The organism is Pseudomonas gregormendelii (genome assembly GCF_017114825.1).
Classification (GTDB): Bacteria; Pseudomonadota; Gammaproteobacteria; order Pseudomonadales; family Pseudomonadaceae; genus Aquipseudomonas; species Aquipseudomonas gregormendelii.
On sequence record NZ_JADEVO010000001.1, the window covers coordinates 337,627 to 360,331 of the forward strand.

Here is a 22,705-nt window from a genome sequence, read left to right on the forward strand (position 1 = left end):
GATTACATGCCGTCGTTCGACGTGGTATCCGAACTGGACAAACACGAAGTCACCAACGCGGTCGAAAACGCCGTCAAGGAACTCGATCGCCGCTATGACCTGAAAGGCAAGGGCACCTTCGAATTCAAGGAAAAAGACCTGACCGTCAACCTGACCGCAGAAGCCGATTTTCAGCTTGAAGCCATGATTGAGATCCTCAAGCTGGCACTGGTCAAGCGCAAAATCGATGTGCAGTGCCTTGAGGTCAAGGACGCCTATGCATCGGGCAAGCTGATGAAGCAGGAAGCCGTACTGAAGGAAGGCATCGACAAGGAGCTGGCGAAGAAGATCGTCGCCCACGTCAAGGATGCCAAGCTCAAGGTGCAGGCCGCCATTCAGGGCGAGCAAGTACGCATTACCGGGAAAAAGCGTGACGATCTGCAGGAGGCTATCGCCGCACTGCGCGCCAAAACCTTCGACATGCCGCTGCAGTTCAACAACTTCCGCGATTGATTTCGAAGGAGAGCAACAATGGATTTGAATGCTGAAGTGGACAACCTGGTCAAGGCGTCCCAAGCCTGGATTCCAATGATCATGGAATACGGCAGCCGCGTGCTGCTCGCAATCATTACCCTGGCCATTGGCTGGTGGCTGATCAACAAGGTCACGCAGAAACTCGGCGGCCTGCTGGCACTGCGTAACGCCGACCTGGCGTTGCAGGGCTTCATCAGCAGCCTGGCGAACATCATCCTGAAAGTGTTGCTGATCGTCAGCGTCGCGTCGATGATTGGCGTGGAAACCACCTCCTTTGTCGCGGCGATCGGTGCGGCAGGCCTGGCCATCGGCCTGGCATTGCAGGGCAGCCTGGCGAACTTTGCCGGCGGGGTGTTGATTTTGCTGTTCCGTCCGTTCCGGATCGGTGACTGGATTGAAGCGCAGGGTGTTTCGGGTACCGTGGACAGTATCCAGATTTTCCATACTGTGCTGCGTACCGGTGATAACAAGACCATCATCGTGCCCAATGGCAACTTGTCCAACGGCATCATTACCAACACCAACCGTCAGCCAACCCGCAAAGTCGTGTTCGATGTGGGCGTGGATTACGAAGCGGACTTGCAAAAAGCCCGTGAAGTGTTGCTCGACCTGGCCAAGGACGAACGCGTATTGGCTGAGCCGGCGCCACAAGCGGTCATTTCCACCCTGGGCGACAGTTCGATTACTGTTTCCCTGCGCGTTTGGGTCAAGACTGCTGATTACTGGGACGTGATGTTCATGTTCAACGAGCAATCCCGGGATCGTCTTAAAACCGCTGGTATCGATATTCCGTTTCCGCAACGGGTGATTCGAGTGGTTCAGGAAGGGGCCGTGCAGTAACAGGCATAAGCTGAAAACAATAAAAAAGGCCCATCCGAAGATGGGCCTTTTTTTATCTAGAGCTAACTAACAGCTTTCGATTACAAGATCGACAGCGGGTAGTCAACGATCAGGCGGAACTCGTCGATGCTGCCTTCGCCTTGGTCAGCGTTGGCGCGGTGCCATGCTTGACGAATGCGGAACGACAGGTCTTTAGCCGGGCCGTTTTGTACTACGTACTTGGCTTCAACGTTGGTTTCGTGGTGTTTGCCATCTTCGCCGTACAGGCCAGCGTAAGCGCCATTCACCGGAGCGTTGGAGCCGTCGATGTCCCAACCTTTCACGTAACGGGTCATGAAGCTCAGACCAGGAACGCCGTACTCGGCCATTTTCAGGTCGTAGCGTACTTGGGCCGACTTCTCGCCAGGACCGTTGAAGTCAGAGTACTGGATGGAGTTGGCGAGGAAGATCGAGTCGCCGCCACGGTTGTTTTTACCCACGCCGACGTAGTCGAACGGGGTGTCGCCGTTGATTTTCTGGAAGCCAACGGTCAGGGTGTGCGCTTTCAGGAACGAGAAAGCAGCTGCCAGGGAGAACGCGGTGTTGCTGATGTCGCCTGCTTCAGCACTACCGGAATCGTCTGTGCGGTAGATGTTACCGTCCAGGTTCACCGACTGATCGCCACCCATAGGGATGGTGTAGTTGGCGTTGGCGTAGTACTGGTTCCAGATGTCTTCGAGCTGAGCGCCGTACAGCGATACGCTGAAGTTTTCGTTGATGCCGTATTTGGCACCACCGTAGTTGATGGTGTCAGCTTCGACGCCAGCGTAGTTGGCCCACAGACCGCCGTCACGGCCGTTTTTGTCCTGGCTGGTCGCCGAGTAGAAGTGACCGGCTTCGAGGTCAAGGTCTTTGATCTCGCTGCTTTGCAGTTGGAAACCGCTGGCAGTTTGCGGAAGGATACGGGAACCGCCAACAGCAAATACTGGTGCGGTGCTAGGCTGCATGTCGCCCGCTTTCAGTTCGGTCTTGGAGATGCGAACTTTAAGTGCAGCGCCTGCTTTACCCTGGCTGTCATTGTTTTCGCCAGCAGCGTTGGTGCTCAGGTTACCCGAACCCGAGTACTTGTCGGAACCGTCCAGTTTGATGGCGAGGTAACCGAAAGCGTCAATACCAACACCCACGGTGCCCTGGGTGTAGCCAGAGTTGAATACACCGTGGAAACCCTGGGTCCAGTCTTTGTCATCGACTGCGCCGTCTTTCTTGTTACGGTTGAAGTAGTAGTTGCGGAGCAGCACGTTGAAAGTGCTGTCTTCAACAAAACCTTTGGCTTCGGCCTGGTCGCCTACGAAAGGTGCGGCCGTAGCCATTTGAGTGCTGGCTGCTGCTGCAACTGCCAGTGCGATCATGCTCCACTTCATCACGCGCATCGTGATTTGCTCCTTTGGTTTTAGAAGAGTACTGCCGTCCCACCTGTTTTATTATCTGGGCGGCTCTTTCTTTTTGTGTCGGCGCAAACTTATATCACGCCGACCATGTTGGCGATACTTGCGCATCTAACCTTTCAGCATCTTTACGACCCTGTCGCAAACAGCTGGGTAGATGTCGCAAATTTACAGCCCCAATGCAAGAGGACTGACAACTTGTTTGTTGTTTTCCAGGGCCTGAGCATCGGTAAAAAGAGTCCCTGGTGAAACGAGTGAATCTCCATCGGGCTACCTTGCCACTGTTTTTATATGCCTGGCGGCTTCCACTTCCAGCGGAGGCGCAAAAGGCGATGTGGGTGTGAATGCAACAAGCGTGCTCAAATCGGAAATCTGTCTGTTTTTTTTCTGAAATATCGCCAAAAGCCGTAAAGGCCTCATAAAACCGGGGGGTTCGTGCCCCGAGGTTCGAGCTTGACGCCGGGATTGGCATCGTGTTTCACCGTTCTGGCTATCAGCGCGACAAGTCAAAATGTTACCGGTTCACCCCGCAAGTGAGTAAAAGGTGGATCCCCGACCCATCAGCGTAGACGCAATGTGCGGTTTTGGTGCAAAAAATTTGCAGCACTGTGCGCAATTCACTCAGCGCGGCCATGATGTGGTTTGGAACGTCGCCTTGATAATCAGTCACTTCAGCGCTTTCGCCTTCCTGGTTCGTGCTGAAATGGTGCGTCTTGCACAGAAAAGGCCCATGTCGGAGCGTGCTGCCTGCCGTCGTCGATGGTCGTGATGCGAGCGACGTTCGCAGGTATGCTGCTCAACTGTCGCCTGGTCAAGCGTCGTTGAAGATGTGGCCAGGTTGTAAATGATCATCTGCCGGAGTGCGCACAGTGTTTGCCTTGGATTCACGACTTCAACAAGACACCTTACCGATAGGGGATTTCCCGCTCTGTCGGCTGCTCTTGTCCAACGATTCGAATTACCCCTGGTTCATCCTGGTGCCACGCCGCGAGGATATCAGCGAGATATTTCAGTTGGATGTCGCTGATCAGCTGCAGCTGTGGCAGGAGACTACAGCGTTGGCGCAGACGCTGAAGGACTCGTTCGACGCTGACAAGCTGAACATTGCAGCGCTGGGTAATGTAGTCAGCCAGTTGCACATGCATGTCATCGTGCGCAAGCGCGAAGACGCTGCCTGGCCGGCCCCGGTCTGGGGCAAACATCCGGCCGTGGCGTACAGTGCCGAGCAGGTGGCAGCTATCCGCGAACGGCTGCAGCGGGTGTTAACTGAAGATTTCACGTTTCTGGAGGGTTGAATCATGAGTCTTGAGGAGCGCATCAATGACCTGGAAAGCCGCCTGGCATTTCAGGATGACACCATTAACACCCTCAACGATGTACTGGTGGCGCAGCAGGTCGTCGTCGAGCGGCTGCAGCTGCAGATGGCGGCCCTGATTCGACGTCAGGAGGAAATGGTCGGGCAGTTCGAGTCTTCCGAAGAAGAAGCCCCGCCGCCCCATTACTAAAGGGTAGGCATAAAAAAACCGCGAACAGCCGGGCTGTTCGCGGTTTTTTTCAGCCGGGAATCAGCGGCGCGGCAGAGCCGCGATCACGTCTTCGGCTTGCAGGCCCTTGTCGCGATTCATCACGGAGAACTCCACGCGCTGGCCTTCGACCAGGACGCGGTGACCTTCGCCACGAATGGCCCGGAAATGCACAAAGATATCATCGCCGGAGTCACGGGAAATAAAGCCAAAACCCTTGGAAGTGTTGAACCACTTGACGGTGCCGGTATCGCGGTTGGTCATGTCGTAGCTGGGCGAAGCGGCGGCCGGTGAAGATTTGTAGAAGCTGATCGCCAGGTGCAGGAGGACGGCAATGACGGCAGCAGCCAGGCTGAACAGCACGTTGGGTTGACCGGAGACAAATGCAATCTCCGCAAGAAGCGTCAGTGTCTGCAATACGACAGCCAGGACCAGCAAGGCGCTGACCAGGTTCTGCAGTTGATGACGCGGGCCTTTGTTCCAGTAGGGAATGACAGGCGCGAGGGTAAGGTTGAGCAGGCCGAAAAAGGCCAGGTACAGTGCATCGGGTTGTTGCAGGTAAGGAACAGCTTCGGATCGCAGGCTAGGGATGAAGGACAGCAGCAAGGCTGCTGCGCCCATTAGCAGGTGGACGATTTTCAACATTTTGATTAACTCACGTTAAGACGGATCACAAGGAAGAGCTGACGGAGCACGGTTCGCTTCAGAACAATAAGAGGCGTTGGGCACGTACCCGAAGTCAGCCTATGCGCAGCGTCCGGAAAAATAGACGCTGGCGACACACTGCCTATTTAACAGCAAAGCTTGTGGCTACTCAAATCAGGCAGTCCAGCGGCGTCATGCGGGCAATTTGTCGCACGGGGACTGGCCATCCGGTGCTGCGGTGTGGCGACAGCCTTGCTAGAGTGGTCCCTGCACCTGTTGGATGGAATCAATCACCTTTAGGGGAACCGCATGGCAATTGATATTGGTATCAGTGAAGAAGACCGCAAGTCCATCGTCGACGGACTGTCGCGCCTGCTGTCGGACACTTATGTGCTTTATCTGAAAACCCACAACTTCCATTGGAACGTCACGGGGCCGATGTTTCGGACCCTGCACCTGATGTTCGAAGAGCAATACAACGAGTTGGCCCTGGCCGTGGATTCGATCGCCGAGCGCATTCGCGCCCTCGGGTTTCCGGCACCGGGTGCCTATTCCATCTATGCGCGCCTGTCTTCCATAAAGGAAGAAGAGGGTGTGCCGAATGCCGAGGACATGATTCGGCAGCTGGTTGCCGGTCAGGAAGCCGTTACCCGCACCGCGCGGGGTATTTTCCCACTGCTCGACAAGGTCAGTGACGAACCGACTGCCGATCTGCTGACCCAGCGCATGCAGGTTCACGAAAAAACCGCGTGGATGCTGCGTTCCTTGCTGGACCAATAAGGCGCGTGCGCACGGCTGGCATCCTTGGGGGTGTCACCCGTGCGTGGTCCGACACCCTTCACCTCGAACGATTTTGCACCGGGTGTTGCAGGAAACTGTACGGAGCAGGACCGTCATCCATGATCTCCCTGCAGTTGCAGTAAAATCCTGCGAGGGTGGTTAAAAAGTCATCTGGATATCCCATTTTTCCTTCGCTTGCACAGGCGCGGGCTTGCTCGTCGAGCGCCCCATTGACCGGGGCGGCAGGGTGAAAGTTGCAGAGTGTCGGTCTGTGCAGTCTTACGGCTGCACTGGCTGCATTTAATGGATATAATCCCGCTCTTTGCCGCAAAACCCCGAGTCTGCGGTAGCAATCTGATCGCCGAGACAACCCCCATGCCGATGTACGACTATCAATGTGCTTCCTGTGGTCATCAGTTGGAAGCCATTCAAAAGATCAGCGCTCCGGCGCTGGTCGACTGCCCTGCGTGCCAGGCACCAGAGCTGAAAAAGATGCTGTCCATGCCGGGCTTCCGCCTCAGCGGCACCGGCTGGTACGAAACCGATTTCAAGACCGGCTCCAAGAAGAACCTGGCCGGCGGCGACAAAGCTGACTAGATTCCAGGGTCCGAGTTGAACGACACGTGCGAGCTCCTGCATCATCCAGCTCCTGAGATGGGCAAGACCTCCTACCGAATTTCGAATTACGAGAAGTGAAACCATTACCATGATGCGCAGCCATTATTGCGGCCAACTGAACGAAAGCCTGGACGGCCAGGAAATTACCCTTTGCGGATGGGTTCACCGTCGCCGTGACCACGGTGGGGTGATTTTCCTCGATATCCGTGATCGTGACGGTCTGGCCCAGGTGGTGTTCGACCCGGACCGCGCTGAAACCTTCGCCGTCGCCGACCGCGTGCGCAGCGAATATGTGGTCAAGGTCACCGGCAAGGTGCGCCTGCGTCCGGCCGGTGCCACCAACGCCAACATGGCGTCGGGCATGATCGAAGTGCTGGGCTACGAACTTGAAGTGCTGAACGAGTCGGAAACGCCGCCGTTCCCGCTGAACGAGTTCTCCGACGTTGGCGAAGAAACCCGCCTGCGCTATCGCTTCCTCGACCTGCGTCGCCCGGAAATGCTCGAGAAGCTGCGTCTGCGTTCGCGCATGACCACCAGCATCCGTCGCTTCCTGGACGAGAACGGCTTCCTCGACGTCGAGACGCCGATCCTGACCCGCGCCACGCCTGAAGGCGCACGTGACTACCTGGTGCCGAGCCGCACGCACGCCGGTTCGTTCTTCGCCTTGCCGCAATCGCCACAGCTGTTCAAGCAATTGCTGATGGTTGCCGGCTTCGACCGTTACTACCAGATCGCCAAATGCTTCCGTGACGAAGACCTGCGGGCTGACCGCCAGCCGGAATTCACCCAGATCGACATCGAGACCAGCTTTCTCGATGAAACAGAGATCATGGGCATCACCGAACAGATGATCCGCAACCTGTTCAAGGAAGTGCTGGATCTGGAATTCGGCGACTTCCCGCACATGACCTTCGAAGAGGCCATGCGTCGTTACGGTTCCGACAAGCCGGACCTGCGTAACCCGCTGGAACTGGTTGACGTTGCCGACCAGCTCAAGGAAGTCGACTTCAAGGTGTTCAGCGGCCCGGCCAATGACCCGAAAAGCCGTATCGCAGCTTTGCGCGTACCGGGCGGGGCGAGCATGCCGCGCAGCAAGATCGACGACTACACCAAGTTCGTCGGCATCTACGGTGCCAAGGGCCTGGCGTACATCAAGGTCAACGAGCGCGCCAAAGGCGTCGAAGGCCTGCAGTCGCCTATCGTCAAGAACATCCCTGAAGCCAACCTCAATGTGATCCTTGATCGCGTTGGCGCGGTCGACGGCGACATCGTGTTCTTCGGTGCCGACAAAGCCAAGATCGTCAGCGAAGCCTTGGGCGCGCTGCGGATCAAGGTCGGCAACGACCTGAACCTGCTGACCTGCGAGTGGGCGCCGATGTGGGTCGTCGACTTCCCGATGTTCGAAGAGAACGACGACGGCAGCTTCAGTGCCTTGCATCACCCGTTCACCGCGCCGAAGTGCACGCCACAAGAGCTCGAAGCCAGCCCGGCGACCGCTCTGTCCCGTGCCTACGACATGGTGCTCAACGGCACCGAGCTGGGTGGCGGTTCGATCCGTATCCACCGCAAGGAAATGCAGCAGACGGTGTTCCGCCTGCTCGGCATCGACGAAGCGGAACAGGAAGAGAAATTCGGCTTCCTGCTTGACGCCCTGAAGTACGGTGCACCGCCCCACGGTGGCCTGGCCTTCGGCCTGGACCGCCTGGTCATGCTGATGACCGGCGCCCAGTCGATCCGTGAAGTGATTGCGTTCCCGAAAACCCAGAGCGCGGCTGATGTCATGACTCAGGCTCCGGGTGCAGTCGATGCCAAGGCATTGCGCGAATTGCACATTCGTCTGCGCGAAACGCCGAAAGCCGAGTAAAGCGGGTCGTCAAGGCGCATCCTTATGGGGTGCGCCTTTTCTTTAGGTCGAGATTTTTGGTTGCTGGCTGGCGCAGTTCGCGTGGCGGGCAACGTTTCAAAGTGAATTCGGAGCGAGTTATGGCGGGTCATTCCAAGTGGGCGAACATCAAGCACCGCAAAGAACGTCAGGATGCCAAGAAAGGCAAGATCTTCACCAAGTGGATCCGCGAGCTGACGGTTGCTGCCCGCCAGGGCGGCGCTGACCCGGGTTCCAACCCGCGCTTGCGCCTGGCGCTGGACAAGGCCCTGGGTGCGAACATGAGTCGCGACATCATCGATCGCGCCGTAGCGCGCGGCGCGGGTGCTGCCGATACCGACGACATGGTTGAACTGACCTACGAAGGTTATGGCCCAGGTGGCGTGGCAGTGATGGTCGAGTGCATGACCGACAACCGCAATCGCACCGCCGCCGCAGTTCGCCATGCGTTCAGCAAGTGCGGGGGCAACCTGGGCACCGATGGCTCGGTGGCCTACCTGTTCGAGCGCAAGGGCCAGATTTCCTTCGCGCCGGGCGTCGATGAAGAAGCGTTGATCGAAGCGGCGATGGAAGCCGACGCTGATGACGTGGTCACCAACGAAGACGGTTCCATTGACGTATTCACCTCGTTCGCAGGGTTCTACTCCGTACGTAACGCGCTGGAAGCGGCCGGTTTCAAAGGTGATGACGCAGAAATCGTGATGTTGCCAACCACCAGTGCCGAGCTGGACCTTGAGGGTGCCGAGAAGGTGCTCAAGCTGCTCGACATGCTCGAAGACCTGGATGACGTGCAGAACGTCTATTCCAACGCGGACATCCCGGAATCGGTTGCCGCACAGCTGGGTTGATGTCCATATAAAAGATCGCTGTCTTTGCAAGGCCTACGCTAAACCTGTAGGAGCTGCCGAAGGCTGCGATCTTTTGACTTTAAGATCCAAAATCAAAAGATCGCAGCCTTCGGCAGCTCCCGCGGGGATATCCTGAGGTACCGCGATCTCCTTGCGCAGGCGTTATGACTCTAATTCTTGGTATCGACCCCGGTTCGCGCATTACCGGGTATGGCGTGGTATCTGATACCGGGCGCGGCTGTGTCTACGTGGCCTCGGGCTGCATTCGCACCGGCTCCGGTGAATTGCACGAGCGCCTGCAAATCGTCTATCGCGGCGTGCGCGAAGTCATCCAGACGTACGGCCCGATCACCATGGGCATCGAAAAGGTGTTCATGGCACGTAACGCCGACTCGGCCTTGAAACTGGGTCAGGCCCGCGGTGCAGCGATCGTTGCCGGTGCCGAGGAAAACCTGGAAATTGCCGAATACACCGCGACTCAGGTCAAGCAGGCCGTCACCGGTACCGGCGCGGCAAACAAGGAGCAGGTGCAGATGATGGTGATGCACATGCTCAAACTGACCAGCAAGCCGCAAATCGATGCTTCGGATGCCCTGGCCATTGCGATTTGCCATGCTCACACCCGCTCCAGCCTGCTGCCCCATGGTCTGGGAACGGCACGCAGTCGTGGCGGGCGCCTGCGTCTCTGATAGCATCAGCACATCTTTTCCAGGACCAGGGGTCCTGCGCCTGTGTTGTCGGCGTGAAGCCCTTGGCCTGTCAGTCGCCAGCCCTGTACTGGCCAACGCTCAAGGATCTGAAACGTGATTGGACGCTTGCGCGGCACATTGGCTGAAAAACAGCCGCCGCACCTGATTCTGGATGTAAATGGACTGGGGTATGAGCTGGAAGTACCCATGACCACGTTGTATCGCCTGCCGTCGGTCGGCGAACCGCTGACGCTGCACACCCATTTGGTCGTACGTGAAGACGCGCAGTTACTCTATGGCTTTGCCAGCAAGCGCGAGCGAGACTTTTTTCGTGAGTTGATCCGTCTCAATGGTGTGGGGCCAAAACTGGCGCTGGCCTTGATGTCGAGCCTGGAAGTCGACGAACTGGTGCGCTGCGTACAGTCCCAGGACACCTCGGCGTTGACCAAGGTGCCGGGCGTGGGCAAGAAGACTGCCGAGCGCCTGCTGGTTGAGCTCAAGGATCGCTTCAAGGCTTGGGAAACGGTGCCGGCGATGTTTGCCCTGGTACCGAACCAGCCCGGTGGCCCGGATGTGGCTGCGGTGGCCAGTGCCGAAACTGACGCGGTGAGCGCGCTGATTTCCCTGGGCTATAAGCCCCAGGAGGCCAGCAAGGCGATTTCCGCGATAAAGGAGAAAGGTTTGAGCAGTGAAGACCTGATACGTCGTGCCCTGAAGGGAATGATCTAAGTGATTGAAGCGGATCGTCTGATTACAGCTGCACCCGGCCCACGGGACCGTGAAGAGGTCCAGGACCGGGCTATCCGTCCGGTCAGCCTGGCCGAATACATCGGCCAGCCGACCGTCCGCGAGCAGATGGAACTGTTCATCCAGGCCGCACGCGGACGCAACGAGTCCCTGGACCACACGTTGATTTTTGGTCCTCCGGGTCTGGGTAAAACCACCCTGGCCAACATCATCGCCCAGGAAATGGGGGTCTCGATCAAGAGCACGTCGGGCCCCGTGCTCGAGCGTCCGGGCGACCTGGCCGCACTGTTGACCAATCTTGAGCCTCACGATGTGCTGTTCATCGACGAAATCCATCGGCTGTCGCCGATTGTCGAAGAAGTGCTGTACCCCGCCATGGAAGATTTCCAGCTGGACATCATGATTGGCGAGGGCCCGGCCGCGCGCTCGATCAAGCTCGACCTGCCGCCATTTACCCTGGTGGGCGCCACCACGCGAGCCGGCATGCTGACCAATCCGTTGCGGGATCGCTTCGGTATCGTGCAGCGCCTGGAGTTCTACAACACGGCGGACCTGGCAACGATTGTCGGTCGTTCGGCGAACATCCTTGGCCTGCCGCTCGACCCGGAAGGTGCCTTCGAAATCGCCCGCCGTGCCCGGGGTACACCGCGTATCGCCAACCGCCTGTTGCGGCGGGTGCGGGATTTCGCCGAAGTTCGCGCCAAGGGGCACATCACCAAGCCGATCGCCGACCTGGCCTTGAACCTGCTGGATGTCGACGAGCGCGGCTTCGACCATCAGGACCGGCGCCTGCTGCTGACCATGATCGAGAAGTTCGACGGTGGCCCGGTGGGTGTCGACAGCCTGGCCGCAGCCATCAGCGAAGAGCGGCATACCATCGAGGATGTGCTGGAGCCGTACCTGATCCAGCAGGGCTACATCATGCGCACCCCCCGGGGGCGGGTGGTGACCCGGCATGCGTACCTGCACTTCGGTTTAAACATCCCGTCACGATTGGGTGAGATGCCCGTGGTAGACGAATCCCTCGATGCAGTTGACGATTAATCACGTTGCGGGCTGATCAATTCGGGGTTTGTGCTGTCTGAGGACCGTGCTTTCGCGATAAAGCCGCAGAACAATGAAAAACAGTTGCCTGGCCGGATTGGCAACCTGAGGAGTAAGCACTAGAGTATGCGCGCGCAAAACGGGCTTGGGCCTTTCGCACATCGTTGTCGCGTTTATTACGAAGACACCGATGCGGGTGGCATCGTGTATTACGTTAATTACCTCAAGTTTATGGAACGGGCTCGAACCGAGCGGCTCCGGGAGCTGGGCTTTGCCCAATCCCAGCTGGCAGGGGAGGACCTGTTATTCGTCGTGCATTCCAGCGAAGCGCGTTACCACGCGCCGGCGCGACTGGATGACGAACTGCTGGTAAGCGCTGAAGTAAGCGAATTGAACCGTGCCAGCCTGCGTTTCAAGCAGCAGGTCAGGCGGGCAACGGATAATGTGCTGCTCTGCGAAGGGCAGTTTCTGGTGGCCTGTGTGCGCACTGAAAGTTTAAAACCCCGGGCCATTCCCGAAGCTCTACGTGCGGCCTTTGCCGACGTGAGCGGCGCGGGTACACACTCAAAGCAGGAGATAAAGCGTGGAAGCTAACGTCGTCGACCATTCCTCCATGTGGAGCCTGGTCAGCAATGCCAGTATCGTGGTGCAACTGGTAATGCTGATCCTGGTAGCCGCATCGGTCACCTCATGGATCATGATCTTTCAGCGCAGCAATTTGCTGCGCGCCGGTCGACGGGCCCTGGAGAGCTTCGAGGAGCGCTTCTGGTCGGGTATCGACCTGTCCAAACTCTATCGTCAGGCCGGCAGCAACCCTGATCCGGATTCGGGCGTCGAGCAGATCTTCCGCGCCGGCTTCAAGGAGTTCTCCCGTCTGCGCCAGCAGCCAGGGGTTGATCCTGAAGCGGTCATGGAAGGTGTGGCCCGGGCCATGCGCGTCGCTATTTCCCGCGAAGAAGAAAAGCTCGAGCAGAGCCTGCCGTTCCTCGCGACAGTAGGTTCCGTGAGCCCGTATATCGGCCTGTTCGGTACGGTCTGGGGCATCATGAACTCCTTCCGTGGCCTGGCCACTGCGCAGCAGGCAACCCTGGCCACCGTGGCTCCGGGTATCGCCGAAGCCCTGATCGCCACCGCGATCGGCCTGTTCGCCGCGATTCCAGCTGTCATCGCCTACAACCGGTTTGCTGCCCGCAGCGAAACGCTGATCAGCCGCTACTACACCTTCGCCGATGAATTCCAGGCGATCCTGCACCGCAAAGTGCACACCAGCGAAGAATAAGCAGGTAATTTCCAATGGCTTTAATCGCTCGAGCTCGCAAAAAGCGCAAGCCGGTCGCCGAGATGAACGTAGTGCCCTACATCGACGTGATGCTGGTGCTGCTGGTCATTTTCATGGTGACCGCGCCGATGCTTAATCAGGGCGTGAAAGTTGATCTGCCCAAGGTTTCCAGCGAAGCCTTGCCGCAGGACAACAATACTCAGGTCCTGACCATTTCGATCAAGGCTGACAAGACCTACTACTGGAACCTTGGCAGCGAAGTCGATACCCAGAAACAGCAGGACAAGGCCATGACCTTGCCGCAGATGACCGACGCGGTGACCAAGATCATTCGCGCCGGCACCGAAGGCGGCAAGCAGACCCAGGTCTTCATTCGAGGCGACAAGACCGTCGATTATGGATCGGTCATGGGTGCCATGGGCGGTCTCCAGAAAGCCGGGGTCGGTAATGTTGGCTTGATTACCGAGGCGCCCTGATGCGGCAACAACGAGAGCCGACAGCCTCGGAAAGCTACTTCTGGCCTAGCGTCTGGGCGATTGGCTTGCACGTGCTGGTGTTCGGCATGTTGTTTGTCAGTTTTGCCATGACCCCGGAGCTGCCGCCGGCCAGGCCGATCGTCCAGGCGACCCTGTACCAGCTGAAATCGAAAAGTCAGGCGACCACCCAGACCAATCAGAAGATTGCGGGTGAGGCGAAGAAATCCGCCGCGCGCCAGACCGAAGTCGAGCAGATGGAGCAGAAGAAGATCGAGCAGGAAGCCATCAAGGCTGCGGAACAAAAGAAGGAAGATACGGCTCAAAAAGCCGAAGAATCCAAGAAGGCCGACGAGACCAAGAAAGCGGAAGAGGCGAAAAAGGCTGATGAAGCCAAGAAAGCCGACGAAGCCAAAAAGACCGCCGAGGCCAAAAAGGCAGAAGAGAAACAATTGGCTGATATAGCCAAGAAGAAATCTGAAGAAGAAGCCAAGAAGGCAGCTGAAGAAGAGGCCAAGAAAGCGGCCGCTGAAGAAGCCAAGAAAAAGATCGTCGAAGACGCGAAGAAGAAAGCCGCAGAAGACGCCAAGAAGAAATCTGACGCTGAAGAGGCGAAAAAGAAAGTCGCCGAAGACGCGAAGAAGAAAGCTGCTGCCGATGCTGCGAAGAAGAAATCGCAGGAAGCGGCACGTAAATCCGCCGAAGACAAAAAGGCTCAGGCCTTGGCAGATCTGCTTTCCGACACGCCGCAACGTCAGCAGGCCTTGGCGGACGAGCAGGGTGACGAAGTCGCTGGCAGTTTCGATGACCTGATTCGTGCACGTGCAGCAGAAGGCTGGGCTCGTCCCCCTTCGGCACGCAAAGGCATGACGGTCGTGCTGCAAATCGGCATGTTGCCGGATGGAACAGTGACCTCGGTTACCGTCGGCAGATCAAGCGGAGATGGTCCGTTCGATGCTTCGGCAGTGGCGGCGGTCAAGAATATTGGACGTTTGACAGAAATGCAGGGAATGAAGCCGAGCGATTTTGCTCCGTATCGTTCATTCAAGATGACATTCACACCTGAGGATCTAGCCTTGTGAGAAACCTTCTTCGAGGAATGCTTGTCGCCATCTGCTGCCTGGCAGGGATGGCGGTAGCCGATGAGAAAAACATTCTGGTAACCAGCGGCAGCGATCGGGCTACCCCGATTGCCGTCGTTCCGTTCGCCAACCAGGGCGGCAGCGTGCTGCCGGACGATATGGCCGAGATCATCGGTAACGACCTGCGCAACTCGGGTTACTACTCGCCGATCCCGAAACAGAACATGATCAGCCAGCCAAGCCAGGCCAGCGAAATCATCTACCGTGACTTCAAGGCGCTGGGTGCCCAGTACGTCATGGTCGGCAGCATCGCTCCGGCGGGCGGTCGCCTGCAGGTGCAATACGCCTTGTTCAACGTCGCCACCGAGCAGCAAGTGCTGACCGGCAGCGTGTCGGGCAGCGTTGACCAGTTGCGTGACATGTCGCACTACATTGCTGACCAGTCGTTTGAAAAACTCACCGGTATCAAAGGTGCTTTCTCGACTCGCCTGCTCTACGTGACTGCCGAGCGCTTCTCCGAGAAAAACACTCGCTACACCCTGCAACGTTCGGACTACGACGGTGCGCGTGCCGTTACCCTGCTGCAATCGCGCGAGCCGATCCTGTCGCCGCGTTTCGCACCGGATGGCAAGCGCATCGCTTATGTCTCGTTCGAGCAGAAGCGTCCGCGCATCTTCATGCAGAACATCGACACCGGTCGCCGTGAGCAAATCACCAACTTCGAAGGCCTCAATGGTGCACCAGCCTGGTCGCCGGACGGCAATCGCCTGGCGTTCGTGCTGTCCAAGGACGGCAACCCGGACATCTATGTGATGAACCTGGGCTCGCGCCAGATCACCCGCGTCACCAATGGTCCCGGCATCAACACCGAACCGTTCTGGGGTAAAGATGGTTCGACCATCTACTTCACCTCCGACCGTGGCGGCAAGCCGCAGATCTACAAAACCAGCGCAGGCGGCGGTGGTGCAGAGCGTGTGACCTTCATCGGTAACTACAACGCCAACCCTAAGCTGTCGGCTGACGAAAAGACCCTGGTCATGATTCATCGCCAGGAAGGCTTCACCAATTTCAAGGTGGCGGCCCAGGATTTGCAACGCGGTAGTGTAAAGATCCTCACTGATAGCACTCTGGACGAGTCGCCTACTGTTGCGCCCAACGGCACCATGGTAATCTACGCCACCCGCCAGCAGGGCCGGGGAGTCTTGATGCTCGTGTCCATTAATGGACGCGTAAGGCTCCCGCTTCCTACCGCACAAGGCGAAGTCAGAGAACCTTCCTGGTCCCCTTACCTGAACTGACGCGGCGCTTTACGTTTTACTTAACACACTGGGGTTCATTAGGAGTTTCACGATGGAAATGCTGAAGTTTGGTAAATTTGCTGCGCTGGCTCTGGCCATGGCTGTAGCTGTAGGTTGCTCGTCCAAAGGCGGCGACAATGCCGGTGAAGGCGCTGCTGTTGATCCAAACGCTGGTTACGGCGCTAACACTGGTGCAGTTGACGGCTCCCTGAGCGAAGAAGCTGCTCTGCGCGCGATCACCACTTTCTACTTCGAATACGACAGTTCGGACCTGAAGCCAGAAGCCATGCGCGCTCTGGACGTTCACGCCAAGGACCTGAAAGCTAACGGCGCTCGCGTTGTTCTGGAAGGTAACACCGACGAACGTGGTACTCGTGAGTACAACATGGCACTGGGCGAGCGTCGTGCGAAAGCCGTTCAGCGCTACCTGGTACTGCAAGGCGTTTCCCCAGCTCAGCTGGAACTGGTTTCCTACGGCGAAGAGCGTCCAGTTGCTACCGGCAACGACGAGCAGTCCTGGGCTCAAAACCGTCGCGTCGAACTGCGTAAGTAATTCGTCATGCGAACGTGCCGTCGTGCTGTAACTATTCTGGCTCTCAGCCTCGCACCGCTTGCGGTGTGGGCTGCGGTTCCTGTGGTCGATAACAACAACTCCGGCAATAGTGGAAGTAGTTATCCGCCCGCGGGTTACGGTACGAACGGCGCCTATGCCGGGGGAGGGGTTTCGACCCCTGTCTCGGCACAGGGCGAGCTGTTCAACCAACTGCAATCCATGCAGGAGCAGATCTCGCGCCAACAAGGCATCATCGAAGTTCTGCAAAATGATGTAGCGCGCATGAAGCAGGAAAGCCTGGAGCGATACCAGGATCTTGATCGGCGCATTGGAACCGGCGTTGCACCAGCCGCAACTCCTGAGAATTCTTCCACCGGTGGCGATTTGAACGCCCCCGGTGCAGCAGCAGGTGCTGGAGCGGCTGCCGCTCAGGCACCGGCCGCGGGTACCGAGCCGGCTGACCCGGCGAAGGAAAAACTGTATTACGATGCAGCCTTCGACCTGATCAAAGCCAAGGATTTCGACAAGGCCAGCCAGGCTTTTGCCGCTTTCCTGCGCAAGTACCCCAACAGCCAGTACGCGGGCAATGCCCAATACTGGCTGGGCGAAGTGAACCTGGCCAAAGGCGACCTGCAAGGGGCCGGTCAGGCGTTTGCCAAGGTGTCCCAGCTGTACCCCAAGCACAACAAAGTGCCTGACTCGCTGTACAAGCTGGCTGATGTAGAGCGCCGCCTTGGTCATCCCGACAAGGTCAAAGGCATTCTGCAGCAGGTCGTGTCCCAATATCCGGGCACGTCCGCCGCGCAGTTGGCCCAGCGCGACTTGCAGAAAATGTAAGCTTGCCTGATCCGTTTTGAAGAAACCCGCACTTGCTGCGGGTTTTTTCGTTAGAATTCACGCCCTTTTTCTGAAACACCGCTTTTTGGGATTCGCGCGATGGCGGGGTTCCTAAAAGTGCCTGACGGAGGCGGACAGCCTGTTTAGCTGTTACGCCCGTGGCGACTATGCAAGACACATTGAGAATCACCGAAGTATTTTACTCGTTGCAGGGTGAAACGCGGACGGCCGGGCTGCCCACTGTTTTTGTGCGCCTGACTGGTTGTCCATTGCGTTGCCAGTACTGCGACAGCGCCTACGCCTTCACAGGCGGCACGGTTCGCCCGCTGGATGACATCATCGAACAAGTGGCCGGCTTTCGTCCGCGTTATGTGTGTGTCACCGGCGGCGAGCCCCTCGCCCAGCCCAACGCCATCCCATTGCTCAAGCGCCTGTGTGATGCCGGTTACGAAGTGTCACTGGAAACCAGTGGAGCTCTGGACATCTCGGCAGTCGATTCGCGGGTAAGTCGCGTGGTCGACCTGAAAACTCCGGGTTCGAAGGAAGCGCATCGCAATCGCTACGAAAACATCGAGCTGCTGACGCCCAACGATCAGGTGAAGTTTGTCATCTGTTCCCGGGAAGACTACGACTGGGCCGTGTCCAAGCTGATTCAGTACGGTCTGGATCGCCGCGCCGGTGAGGTTCTGTTTTCTCCCAGCCACCATGACCTGAATGCTCGGGACCTGGCGGATTGGGTCGTGGCGGACAACCTGCCAGTGCGCCTGCAACTGCAGCTGCATAAATATCTATGGAATGACGAGCCGGGGCGCTGAAATGACTGAACAACTGAACGCTGCAGAAAAACGTGCGGTCATCCTCCTGTCTGGTGGCCTGGACTCGGCCACTGTCGTGGCCATGGCACGAGCCGATGGCTACAGCTGCTACACCATGAGCTTCGACTACGGCCAGCGCTCCCATGCCGAACTGCACGCTGCCGCACGCGTCGCCCGTGATCTTGGCGTGGTTGAGCATAAAGTCATCGGGTTGAACCTGGACGGCATGGGTGGCTCGGCATTGACCGACAGCAGTATCGATATTCCGGAGGAGGCCGGTGAAGGCATTCCGGTCACCTACGTTCCTGCGCGCAATACCGTATTCCTGTCCCTCGCGTTGGGCTGGGCCGAAGTCCTCGGAGCGCGTGACATCTTCATTGGCGTCAATGCCGTCGATTACTCCGGTTACCCGGATTGCCGTCCCGAGTTCATCGAATCCTTCGAGCGCATGGCCAACCTCGCCACCAAGGCAGGGGTGGAAGGTAACGGCTTCCGCATTCAGGCGCCCCTGCAGAACCTGAGCAAGGCGCAGATCGTCCAGGCTGGCGTCAAGCTGGGTGTCGATTACGGCCTGACGGTTTCCTGCTACCAGGCCGACGATAACGGTCGGGCGTGCGGCAAATGCGACAGCTGCCGACTGCGTGCAGAAGGCTTCGCGGCGGCCGGAATAAGTGACCCAACGCCTTATTTTTGATTTATTTCAAATTAGGTGTTGAATAGTCCTTAAAAATCAGTATTATACGCGCCACCACACAGCGGGTCGTTAGCTCAGTTGGTAGAGCAGTTGGCTTTTAACCAATTGGTCGTAGGTTCGAATCCCACACGACCCACCATTTTTGTAGCAGTTTAGAAAATCCGGAAGGCCCACGAAAGTGAGGATTTCCGGGTTTTTTTTTGTCTGAAATTTGGTCATTGCACCGCTTGGCACGGCACGAGGCGGGCAACTTCCTCAGCGTCTGTCAGCTGCCGAAGGTGAGATCGAAATCCATCTGCGCATTCTCTCAGCCTCATTCGCAGGTGGCGGTTCGGTGGATTCGACGATGCGCTTGGCGGCAGCCAGCACGTTGTTGTCGCGGATGGATGGTGTGTATGCCGTCAGGCATCTTGTCCAATAAGGTCGCACCCTTTTTCATGTGCATGAACGCCGGCCCGCACGGAGCCGGCCGACCGGAACGCTTTGAAGTTGAGCATCGGCTTGTTACCAGCTTGATGGCGCGATGGTCCTGTTCGATGATGTTGTTGAGGTGCTTGACTTGGCGCACCACGATCGAATCGATGACGTTCATCGTATCGTGATAGCGCCGGTTACCTGAGCAGGGGGGCGAGATAGCCGCCGTCGACGTCGAGCAGGTCAGCGAGCAGGCGGCACGGTCGCCAGTCCTCGACACTCCCAGCAGCCGTCCAGATGTCAAGGTCACGGAGCTGGTCGAGAATCGCCGCGCCATGGATAAGCGCGCGACCATGAATCGGATCCATATGTCGAACGGCGATCTCAACCGCAGCGTTGCCTGCCTCCGAATGAATACGATGGCCTTCTTCGGATACGCGGGCCTCGCATACCAATCGGCACAGGTCGATCTCGACCGGACCGAGCACGGCGAACTCAAAGTCCAGCAGGGCGACGACCTCTCCATCCCATAAAGCATTCATCAGCGCGAGGTCGCCATGGTTGACGGTCTGTGCAACCAAGGGTGCAGCCCGGAAGTAACCCTCGATGATTCCATGGAGCCGCGACTGCTGTGCGCTGGACAGTCCCAGCTTGACTTTAGCGCGGTTAGCCGCCGCGGTGGCAGCTTCGAGCGAAGCCGGTACGAACCCCCCGTGAGATGCGACAAGCGTCCTCAGAGACGTGCTCGCGTCGTGCACGATCTGGGCCCGAGCCCAAAGCTGGCGGACCGCTGCTTCCTGCTCCGCAGGCGTCAGCGTCGGCCACGCCTCCTGGAGGTTCTGGCCGCGAATCTCCGCGCTCACGATCCAGCCGTGGCCCTCGGTAGTGCCCTCTCCAAGGATCTCCGGGTGCCCGACCTCTCGCGGAAGAGCCTGAACGAGCGCAACCTCGCGTGCCATGTCGACGGGTGTATGCGCGATACGCACGGCGATGCCGTTACCGACCCACGTCGCGTTCGAGTACCCATTGGCTCGCTGCATTCGCGCGAGATCGCCACCATGGTGAGCCGCCACCTTAGCGGCCAAGCTCCAAACAAGGGCTGTGCTGATCGGGTCACGATCCTGGTCGAGCGGATGAATACTTGTACTGGGGTCTTTCATTTTTTCCATCTGAGCCACGCTTCAGCAAATATATTGAGTTGAATTGAATGATTGCTCCTACCCTTTTTCGCTCATCTTAGATCGGGTCTATGCCATTGCGCGTCGCCATCCAGCATTTCAGAGCGAGCACCCTGGAAGTCGATCGGTACCCGATCGAAGTGACCCTGGACTGTTTTCAACAGTTGAGAAATCCGCAAGGCTCAAGAGCGTGAGGACTTGCGGATTTTTTTCTTCGATTTGAGCGGGCTCACGTTCGGAGCTGCACCGCGTGACGCAGGTCAGATTCATCTTTTGCATCGTCGGGATATTCTGTAGCCTTGCGCAGCTTCAATGCTGTGCCTGATGACTACTCACTTTCCCGGCGGTACCCTCTAAAGGGTCCGGAGCCGGGTGTATACTCGACTTTCGCGCAAATGCGCCTGCAGGTCTTGCGAACATGACGCAGATTTCCGAACGCCTTCTGGTTCAAGCCCATCTCGACGCCAAGCAGCCCAAGCCGCTGACGGTCGAGGAAGAGGCTTATTACCGCGCTGCCATCGCTGACGAGCTCAAGGCTCAGGACGCAGTGCTGGTTGCTCACTTCTATTGTGATCCGGTCATTCAAGCGCTCGCCGAAGAGACCGGAGGCTGCGTCTCCGACTCGCTGGAGATGGCGCGCTTTGGCAATGCTCACTCGGCCAAGACCGTGGTGGTCGCCGGCGTGAAGTTCATGGGCGAAACCGCGAAGATCCTCAATCCGGAAAAACGCATCCTGATGCCGACCCTGGAGGCGACCTGCTCGCTGGACCTGGGTTGCCCGGTGGACGAGTTCTCGGCGTTCTGTGACCAGCACCCTGAGCGCACGGTGGTGGTGTATGCCAATACCTCGGCGGCAGTCAAAGCCCGGGCTGACTGGGTGGTGACTTCAAGCTGCGCGCTGGAAATCGTCGAGAGCCTGATGGACAACGGCGAAACCATCATCTGGGGGCCGGACAAGCACCTGGGTACCTATATCCAGCGCAAGACCGGCGCCGACATGCTGCTGTGGGACGGTGCCTGCATCGTTCACGAAGAGTTCAAGTCCAAGCAGCTCGAGGACATGAAGGCCCTGTACCCGGATGCCGCCATTCTGGTGCACCCCGAGTCGCCGACTTCGGTCATCGAACTGGCGGACGCCGTAGGCTCCACCAGCCAGCTGATTGCTGCAGCGCAGAGCCTGCCGAACAAGACCCTGATCGTGGCCACCGACCGCGGCATCTTCTACAAGATGCAGCAGTTGTGCCCGGACAAGGTGTTCATCGAAGCCCCTACGGCGGGTAACGGCGCGGCGTGCCGCAGTTGCGCGCATTGTCCGTGGATGGCGATGAATACGCTTGAGCGCACGCTCAAGAGCCTTAAAGAAGGGACGAATGAGATCTTTGTGGATCCGGCGTTGATTCCGCAGGCGATTCGGCCGTTGAAGCGGATGCTCGACTTTACCCAGGCTGCGCGGATGAAGTTGGCTGGTAACGCTTAAAGCAAGATCAACAGATCGCAGCCTTCGGCAGCTCCTACAGGTGCTCACAAACCTTGTAGGAGCTGTCGACGGCTGCGATCTTTTTTATGCGCTTACCTCTGTTTCTTCGGAATGCGCACCAGCTGCGTCTCGGAATACATGTCATGCCAGCTGCGTTTCTGCTTGTCGAACAGCGACCAGATGAAACCCAGGCCCACGCACAGCAGCGAGGCGATGGAGACCACAAAGCGCAGCAACGCCTGCCACAGGCTGATGGATGAGCCGTCGGCGTTCTGCACCCGAATGCCCCACACCTGCATGCCCAGGGTCTGACCCGACCAGGTCCAGAACTTGGCAAAAAAACCGAACAGCACGAACAGCAGCAGGGTAGAAAGCAGCGGATCACCGTCCAGTGCTCCCGCTTCAGTCAGCGTGCGCATCCGCTCCTCGCCGATGATTGCCATCTGGATCATCTTGTAGATCCCGCTGGTGACAATTAGCAAAGCGGTGCACAGCAGGAAGTCATAGAACATCGCTGCCAGACGACGACCCAGGCCAGCGGCGGGAAAATCGCCCTGGGGCTTCAGCAGGTGTTTCGACATGGCACGGGTCTCGGCGGGAAAAAGAACTCATTTTACGGATTTGCGCGCACAAAAAAGCCCCTGATGTCAGCATCAGGGGCTTTTTCGTTACAGAAGATTAAGCTTCGGCCTGAACTTCGTCAGCCTGCATGCCTTTTTGGCCCTGCACAGCAACGAAGGTCACTTTCTGGCCTTCTTTCAGGCTCTTGAAGCCGTTGCCCTGAATAGCGCGGAAATGCACGAACAGATCCGGGCCGCTTTCTGGCGTGATAAAACCAAAACCTTTCTCGTCGTTAAACCACTTGACGGTACCGCTCTGACGTTGGGACATTTCTTATTTCCTTTGACGCAAAAATTAATGACAGGGCGGCGGCAAAAACTGAGTGCAACACCTGACCTTTCCGGTACGGTGCTGCCCCATGTCCTATCACGAACTCAGCGTCGAAGAACGCGCCGCCATTCAAATCGGTCATATCCAGGGCCTCAGCCAGC

27 protein-coding genes and 1 tRNA gene are annotated in these 22,705 nt (G+C 57.9%); 22 read left to right on the plus strand and 6 right to left on the minus strand.

The window, feature by feature from the left end:
- Positions 1 to 6 precede the first annotated feature (6 nt).
- Both IMW75_RS01550 and IMW75_RS01555 read left to right on the plus strand, forming a co-directional pair.
- Positions 7 to 492, plus strand: a complete 486-nt coding sequence (locus IMW75_RS01550) for a YajQ family cyclic di-GMP-binding protein (RefSeq protein ID WP_007906601.1) — start codon at positions 7 to 9, stop codon at positions 490 to 492.
- Positions 493 to 510: 18 nt separating this feature from the next.
- On the plus strand, positions 511 to 1,353 hold the full coding sequence (locus IMW75_RS01555; protein ID WP_045058240.1) for a mechanosensitive ion channel family protein: 843 nt from the start codon (positions 511 to 513) through the stop codon (positions 1,351 to 1,353).
- Positions 1,354 to 1,433: 80 nt separating this feature from the next.
- Here IMW75_RS01555 and IMW75_RS01560 read toward each other — a convergent pair whose 3' ends face one another.
- Positions 1,434 to 2,762, minus strand: coding sequence for an OprD family porin (locus IMW75_RS01560; protein WP_045058239.1), 1,329 nt, complete (start codon positions 2,760 to 2,762; stop codon positions 1,434 to 1,436).
- Between the two features lie 884 nt (positions 2,763 to 3,646).
- Here IMW75_RS01560 and IMW75_RS01565 point away from each other — a divergent pair.
- Together IMW75_RS01565 and IMW75_RS01570 are read left to right on the plus strand one after the other, a co-directional pair.
- Positions 3,647 to 4,072: an HIT domain-containing protein gene (locus IMW75_RS01565; protein ID WP_205891699.1), complete on the plus strand. Its 426-nt coding sequence runs from the start codon at positions 3,647 to 3,649 to the stop codon at positions 4,070 to 4,072.
- A gap of 3 nt (positions 4,073 to 4,075) precedes the next feature.
- A complete protein-coding gene (locus tag IMW75_RS01570; protein ID WP_045058237.1) occupies positions 4,076 to 4,282 on the plus strand; it encodes a SlyX family protein in 207 nt (68 codons plus the stop codon).
- A 60-nt stretch (positions 4,283 to 4,342) separates the two neighbouring features.
- Here IMW75_RS01570 and IMW75_RS27140 read toward each other — a convergent pair whose 3' ends face one another.
- Complete coding sequence (locus tag IMW75_RS27140; RefSeq protein WP_122840143.1) at positions 4,343 to 4,945, minus strand: cold-shock protein; 603 nt, start codon at positions 4,943 to 4,945, stop codon at positions 4,343 to 4,345.
- A gap of 309 nt (positions 4,946 to 5,254) precedes the next feature.
- Between IMW75_RS27140 and IMW75_RS01580 the strand changes: the two genes are divergently transcribed.
- The 17 genes from IMW75_RS01580 (at position 5,255) to IMW75_RS01660 (ending at position 18,723) form a co-directional block, all read left to right on the plus strand.
- Positions 5,255 to 5,725, plus strand: coding sequence for a Dps family protein (locus IMW75_RS01580; RefSeq protein ID WP_045058235.1), 471 nt, complete (start codon positions 5,255 to 5,257; stop codon positions 5,723 to 5,725).
- Between the two features lie 375 nt (positions 5,726 to 6,100).
- Positions 6,101 to 6,322, plus strand: a complete 222-nt coding sequence (locus IMW75_RS01585) for an FmdB family zinc ribbon protein (protein WP_045058234.1) — start codon at positions 6,101 to 6,103, stop codon at positions 6,320 to 6,322.
- Positions 6,323 to 6,431: 109 nt separating this feature from the next.
- Positions 6,432 to 8,207, plus strand: a complete 1,776-nt coding sequence (gene aspS / locus IMW75_RS01590; RefSeq protein ID WP_045058233.1) for an aspartate--tRNA ligase — start codon at positions 6,432 to 6,434, stop codon at positions 8,205 to 8,207.
- 119 nt (positions 8,208 to 8,326) lie between these two features.
- A complete protein-coding gene (locus IMW75_RS01595) occupies positions 8,327 to 9,073 on the plus strand; it encodes a YebC/PmpR family DNA-binding transcriptional regulator (protein WP_205891700.1) in 747 nt (248 codons plus the stop codon).
- A gap of 164 nt (positions 9,074 to 9,237) precedes the next feature.
- The gene (ruvC, locus tag IMW75_RS01600) at positions 9,238 to 9,762 is read left to right on the plus strand and encodes a crossover junction endodeoxyribonuclease RuvC (protein ID WP_045058231.1); all 525 of its coding nucleotides are present in this window, start codon (positions 9,238 to 9,240) and stop codon (positions 9,760 to 9,762) included.
- Positions 9,763 to 9,876: 114 nt separating this feature from the next.
- Complete coding sequence (ruvA, locus tag IMW75_RS01605; protein WP_045058230.1) at positions 9,877 to 10,491, plus strand: Holliday junction branch migration protein RuvA; 615 nt, start codon at positions 9,877 to 9,879, stop codon at positions 10,489 to 10,491.
- Positions 10,492 to 11,553: a Holliday junction branch migration DNA helicase RuvB gene (gene ruvB / locus IMW75_RS01610; protein ID WP_045058229.1), complete on the plus strand. Its 1,062-nt coding sequence runs from the start codon at positions 10,492 to 10,494 to the stop codon at positions 11,551 to 11,553.
- Between the two features lie 126 nt (positions 11,554 to 11,679).
- Positions 11,680 to 12,147, plus strand: a complete 468-nt coding sequence (gene ybgC, locus IMW75_RS01615) for a tol-pal system-associated acyl-CoA thioesterase (RefSeq protein ID WP_045058228.1) — start codon at positions 11,680 to 11,682, stop codon at positions 12,145 to 12,147.
- A complete protein-coding gene (gene tolQ, locus IMW75_RS01620; RefSeq protein WP_017340467.1) occupies positions 12,137 to 12,832 on the plus strand; it encodes a protein TolQ in 696 nt (231 codons plus the stop codon). The genes ybgC and tolQ overlap by 11 nt, the downstream gene beginning before the upstream one ends.
- A gap of 23 nt (positions 12,833 to 12,855) precedes the next feature.
- Entirely contained in the window at positions 12,856 to 13,308 is a 453-nt protein-coding gene (gene tolR / locus IMW75_RS01625; RefSeq protein WP_163019479.1) for a protein TolR, read from the plus strand.
- Positions 13,308 to 14,387 (plus strand): cell envelope integrity protein TolA, encoded by a 1,080-nt coding sequence (tolA, locus tag IMW75_RS01630; RefSeq protein WP_045058226.1) that lies wholly within the window; start codon positions 13,308 to 13,310, stop codon positions 14,385 to 14,387. Before tolR ends, tolA begins: the two co-directional genes overlap by 1 nt.
- A 17-nt stretch (positions 14,388 to 14,404) precedes the next feature.
- A complete protein-coding gene (gene tolB / locus IMW75_RS01635; RefSeq protein ID WP_209012670.1) occupies positions 14,405 to 15,685 on the plus strand; it encodes a Tol-Pal system beta propeller repeat protein TolB in 1,281 nt (426 codons plus the stop codon).
- Between the two features lie 52 nt (positions 15,686 to 15,737).
- Complete coding sequence (pal, locus tag IMW75_RS01640; protein ID WP_045058224.1) at positions 15,738 to 16,238, plus strand: peptidoglycan-associated lipoprotein Pal; 501 nt, start codon at positions 15,738 to 15,740, stop codon at positions 16,236 to 16,238.
- 6 nt (positions 16,239 to 16,244) lie between these two features.
- Complete coding sequence (gene ybgF / locus IMW75_RS01645) at positions 16,245 to 17,075, plus strand: tol-pal system protein YbgF (protein WP_205891701.1); 831 nt, start codon at positions 16,245 to 16,247, stop codon at positions 17,073 to 17,075.
- Between the two features lie 167 nt (positions 17,076 to 17,242).
- Positions 17,243 to 17,890: a 7-carboxy-7-deazaguanine synthase QueE gene (gene queE, locus IMW75_RS01650; protein WP_045058222.1), complete on the plus strand. Its 648-nt coding sequence runs from the start codon at positions 17,243 to 17,245 to the stop codon at positions 17,888 to 17,890.
- 1 nt (position 17,891) lies between these two features.
- Positions 17,892 to 18,584: a 7-cyano-7-deazaguanine synthase QueC gene (gene queC, locus IMW75_RS01655; protein WP_045058221.1), complete on the plus strand. Its 693-nt coding sequence runs from the start codon at positions 17,892 to 17,894 to the stop codon at positions 18,582 to 18,584.
- A 63-nt stretch (positions 18,585 to 18,647) separates the two neighbouring features.
- Positions 18,648 to 18,723 (plus strand) — tRNA-Lys (locus IMW75_RS01660).
- 174 nt (positions 18,724 to 18,897) lie between these two features.
- Here IMW75_RS01660 and IMW75_RS01665 read toward each other — a convergent pair.
- Positions 18,898 to 19,176: a hypothetical protein gene (locus IMW75_RS01665; RefSeq protein ID WP_045058220.1), complete on the minus strand. Its 279-nt coding sequence runs from the start codon at positions 19,174 to 19,176 to the stop codon at positions 18,898 to 18,900.
- A 19-nt stretch (positions 19,177 to 19,195) separates the two neighbouring features.
- Positions 19,196 to 20,167 (minus strand): phosphotransferase family protein, encoded by a 972-nt coding sequence (locus IMW75_RS01670; protein ID WP_205891702.1) that lies wholly within the window; start codon positions 20,165 to 20,167, stop codon positions 19,196 to 19,198.
- Positions 20,168 to 20,594: 427 nt separating this feature from the next.
- Between IMW75_RS01670 and nadA the strand changes: the two genes are divergently transcribed.
- Positions 20,595 to 21,653: a quinolinate synthase NadA gene (gene nadA, locus IMW75_RS01675; protein WP_045058219.1), complete on the plus strand. Its 1,059-nt coding sequence runs from the start codon at positions 20,595 to 20,597 to the stop codon at positions 21,651 to 21,653.
- Between the two features lie 92 nt (positions 21,654 to 21,745).
- Here the strand turns inward: nadA and IMW75_RS01680 are convergent, their stop codons facing one another.
- Both IMW75_RS01680 and IMW75_RS01685 read right to left on the minus strand, forming a co-directional pair.
- Entirely contained in the window at positions 21,746 to 22,234 is a 489-nt protein-coding gene (locus IMW75_RS01680; RefSeq protein ID WP_045058218.1) for an RDD family protein, read from the minus strand.
- Positions 22,235 to 22,331: 97 nt separating this feature from the next.
- Positions 22,332 to 22,544 carry a cold-shock protein gene (locus IMW75_RS01685; protein WP_003175786.1) on the minus strand — a complete coding sequence of 71 codons (213 nt, stop codon included), beginning with the start codon at positions 22,542 to 22,544 and terminating at the stop codon, positions 22,332 to 22,334.
- Positions 22,545 to 22,705 lie beyond the last annotated feature (161 nt).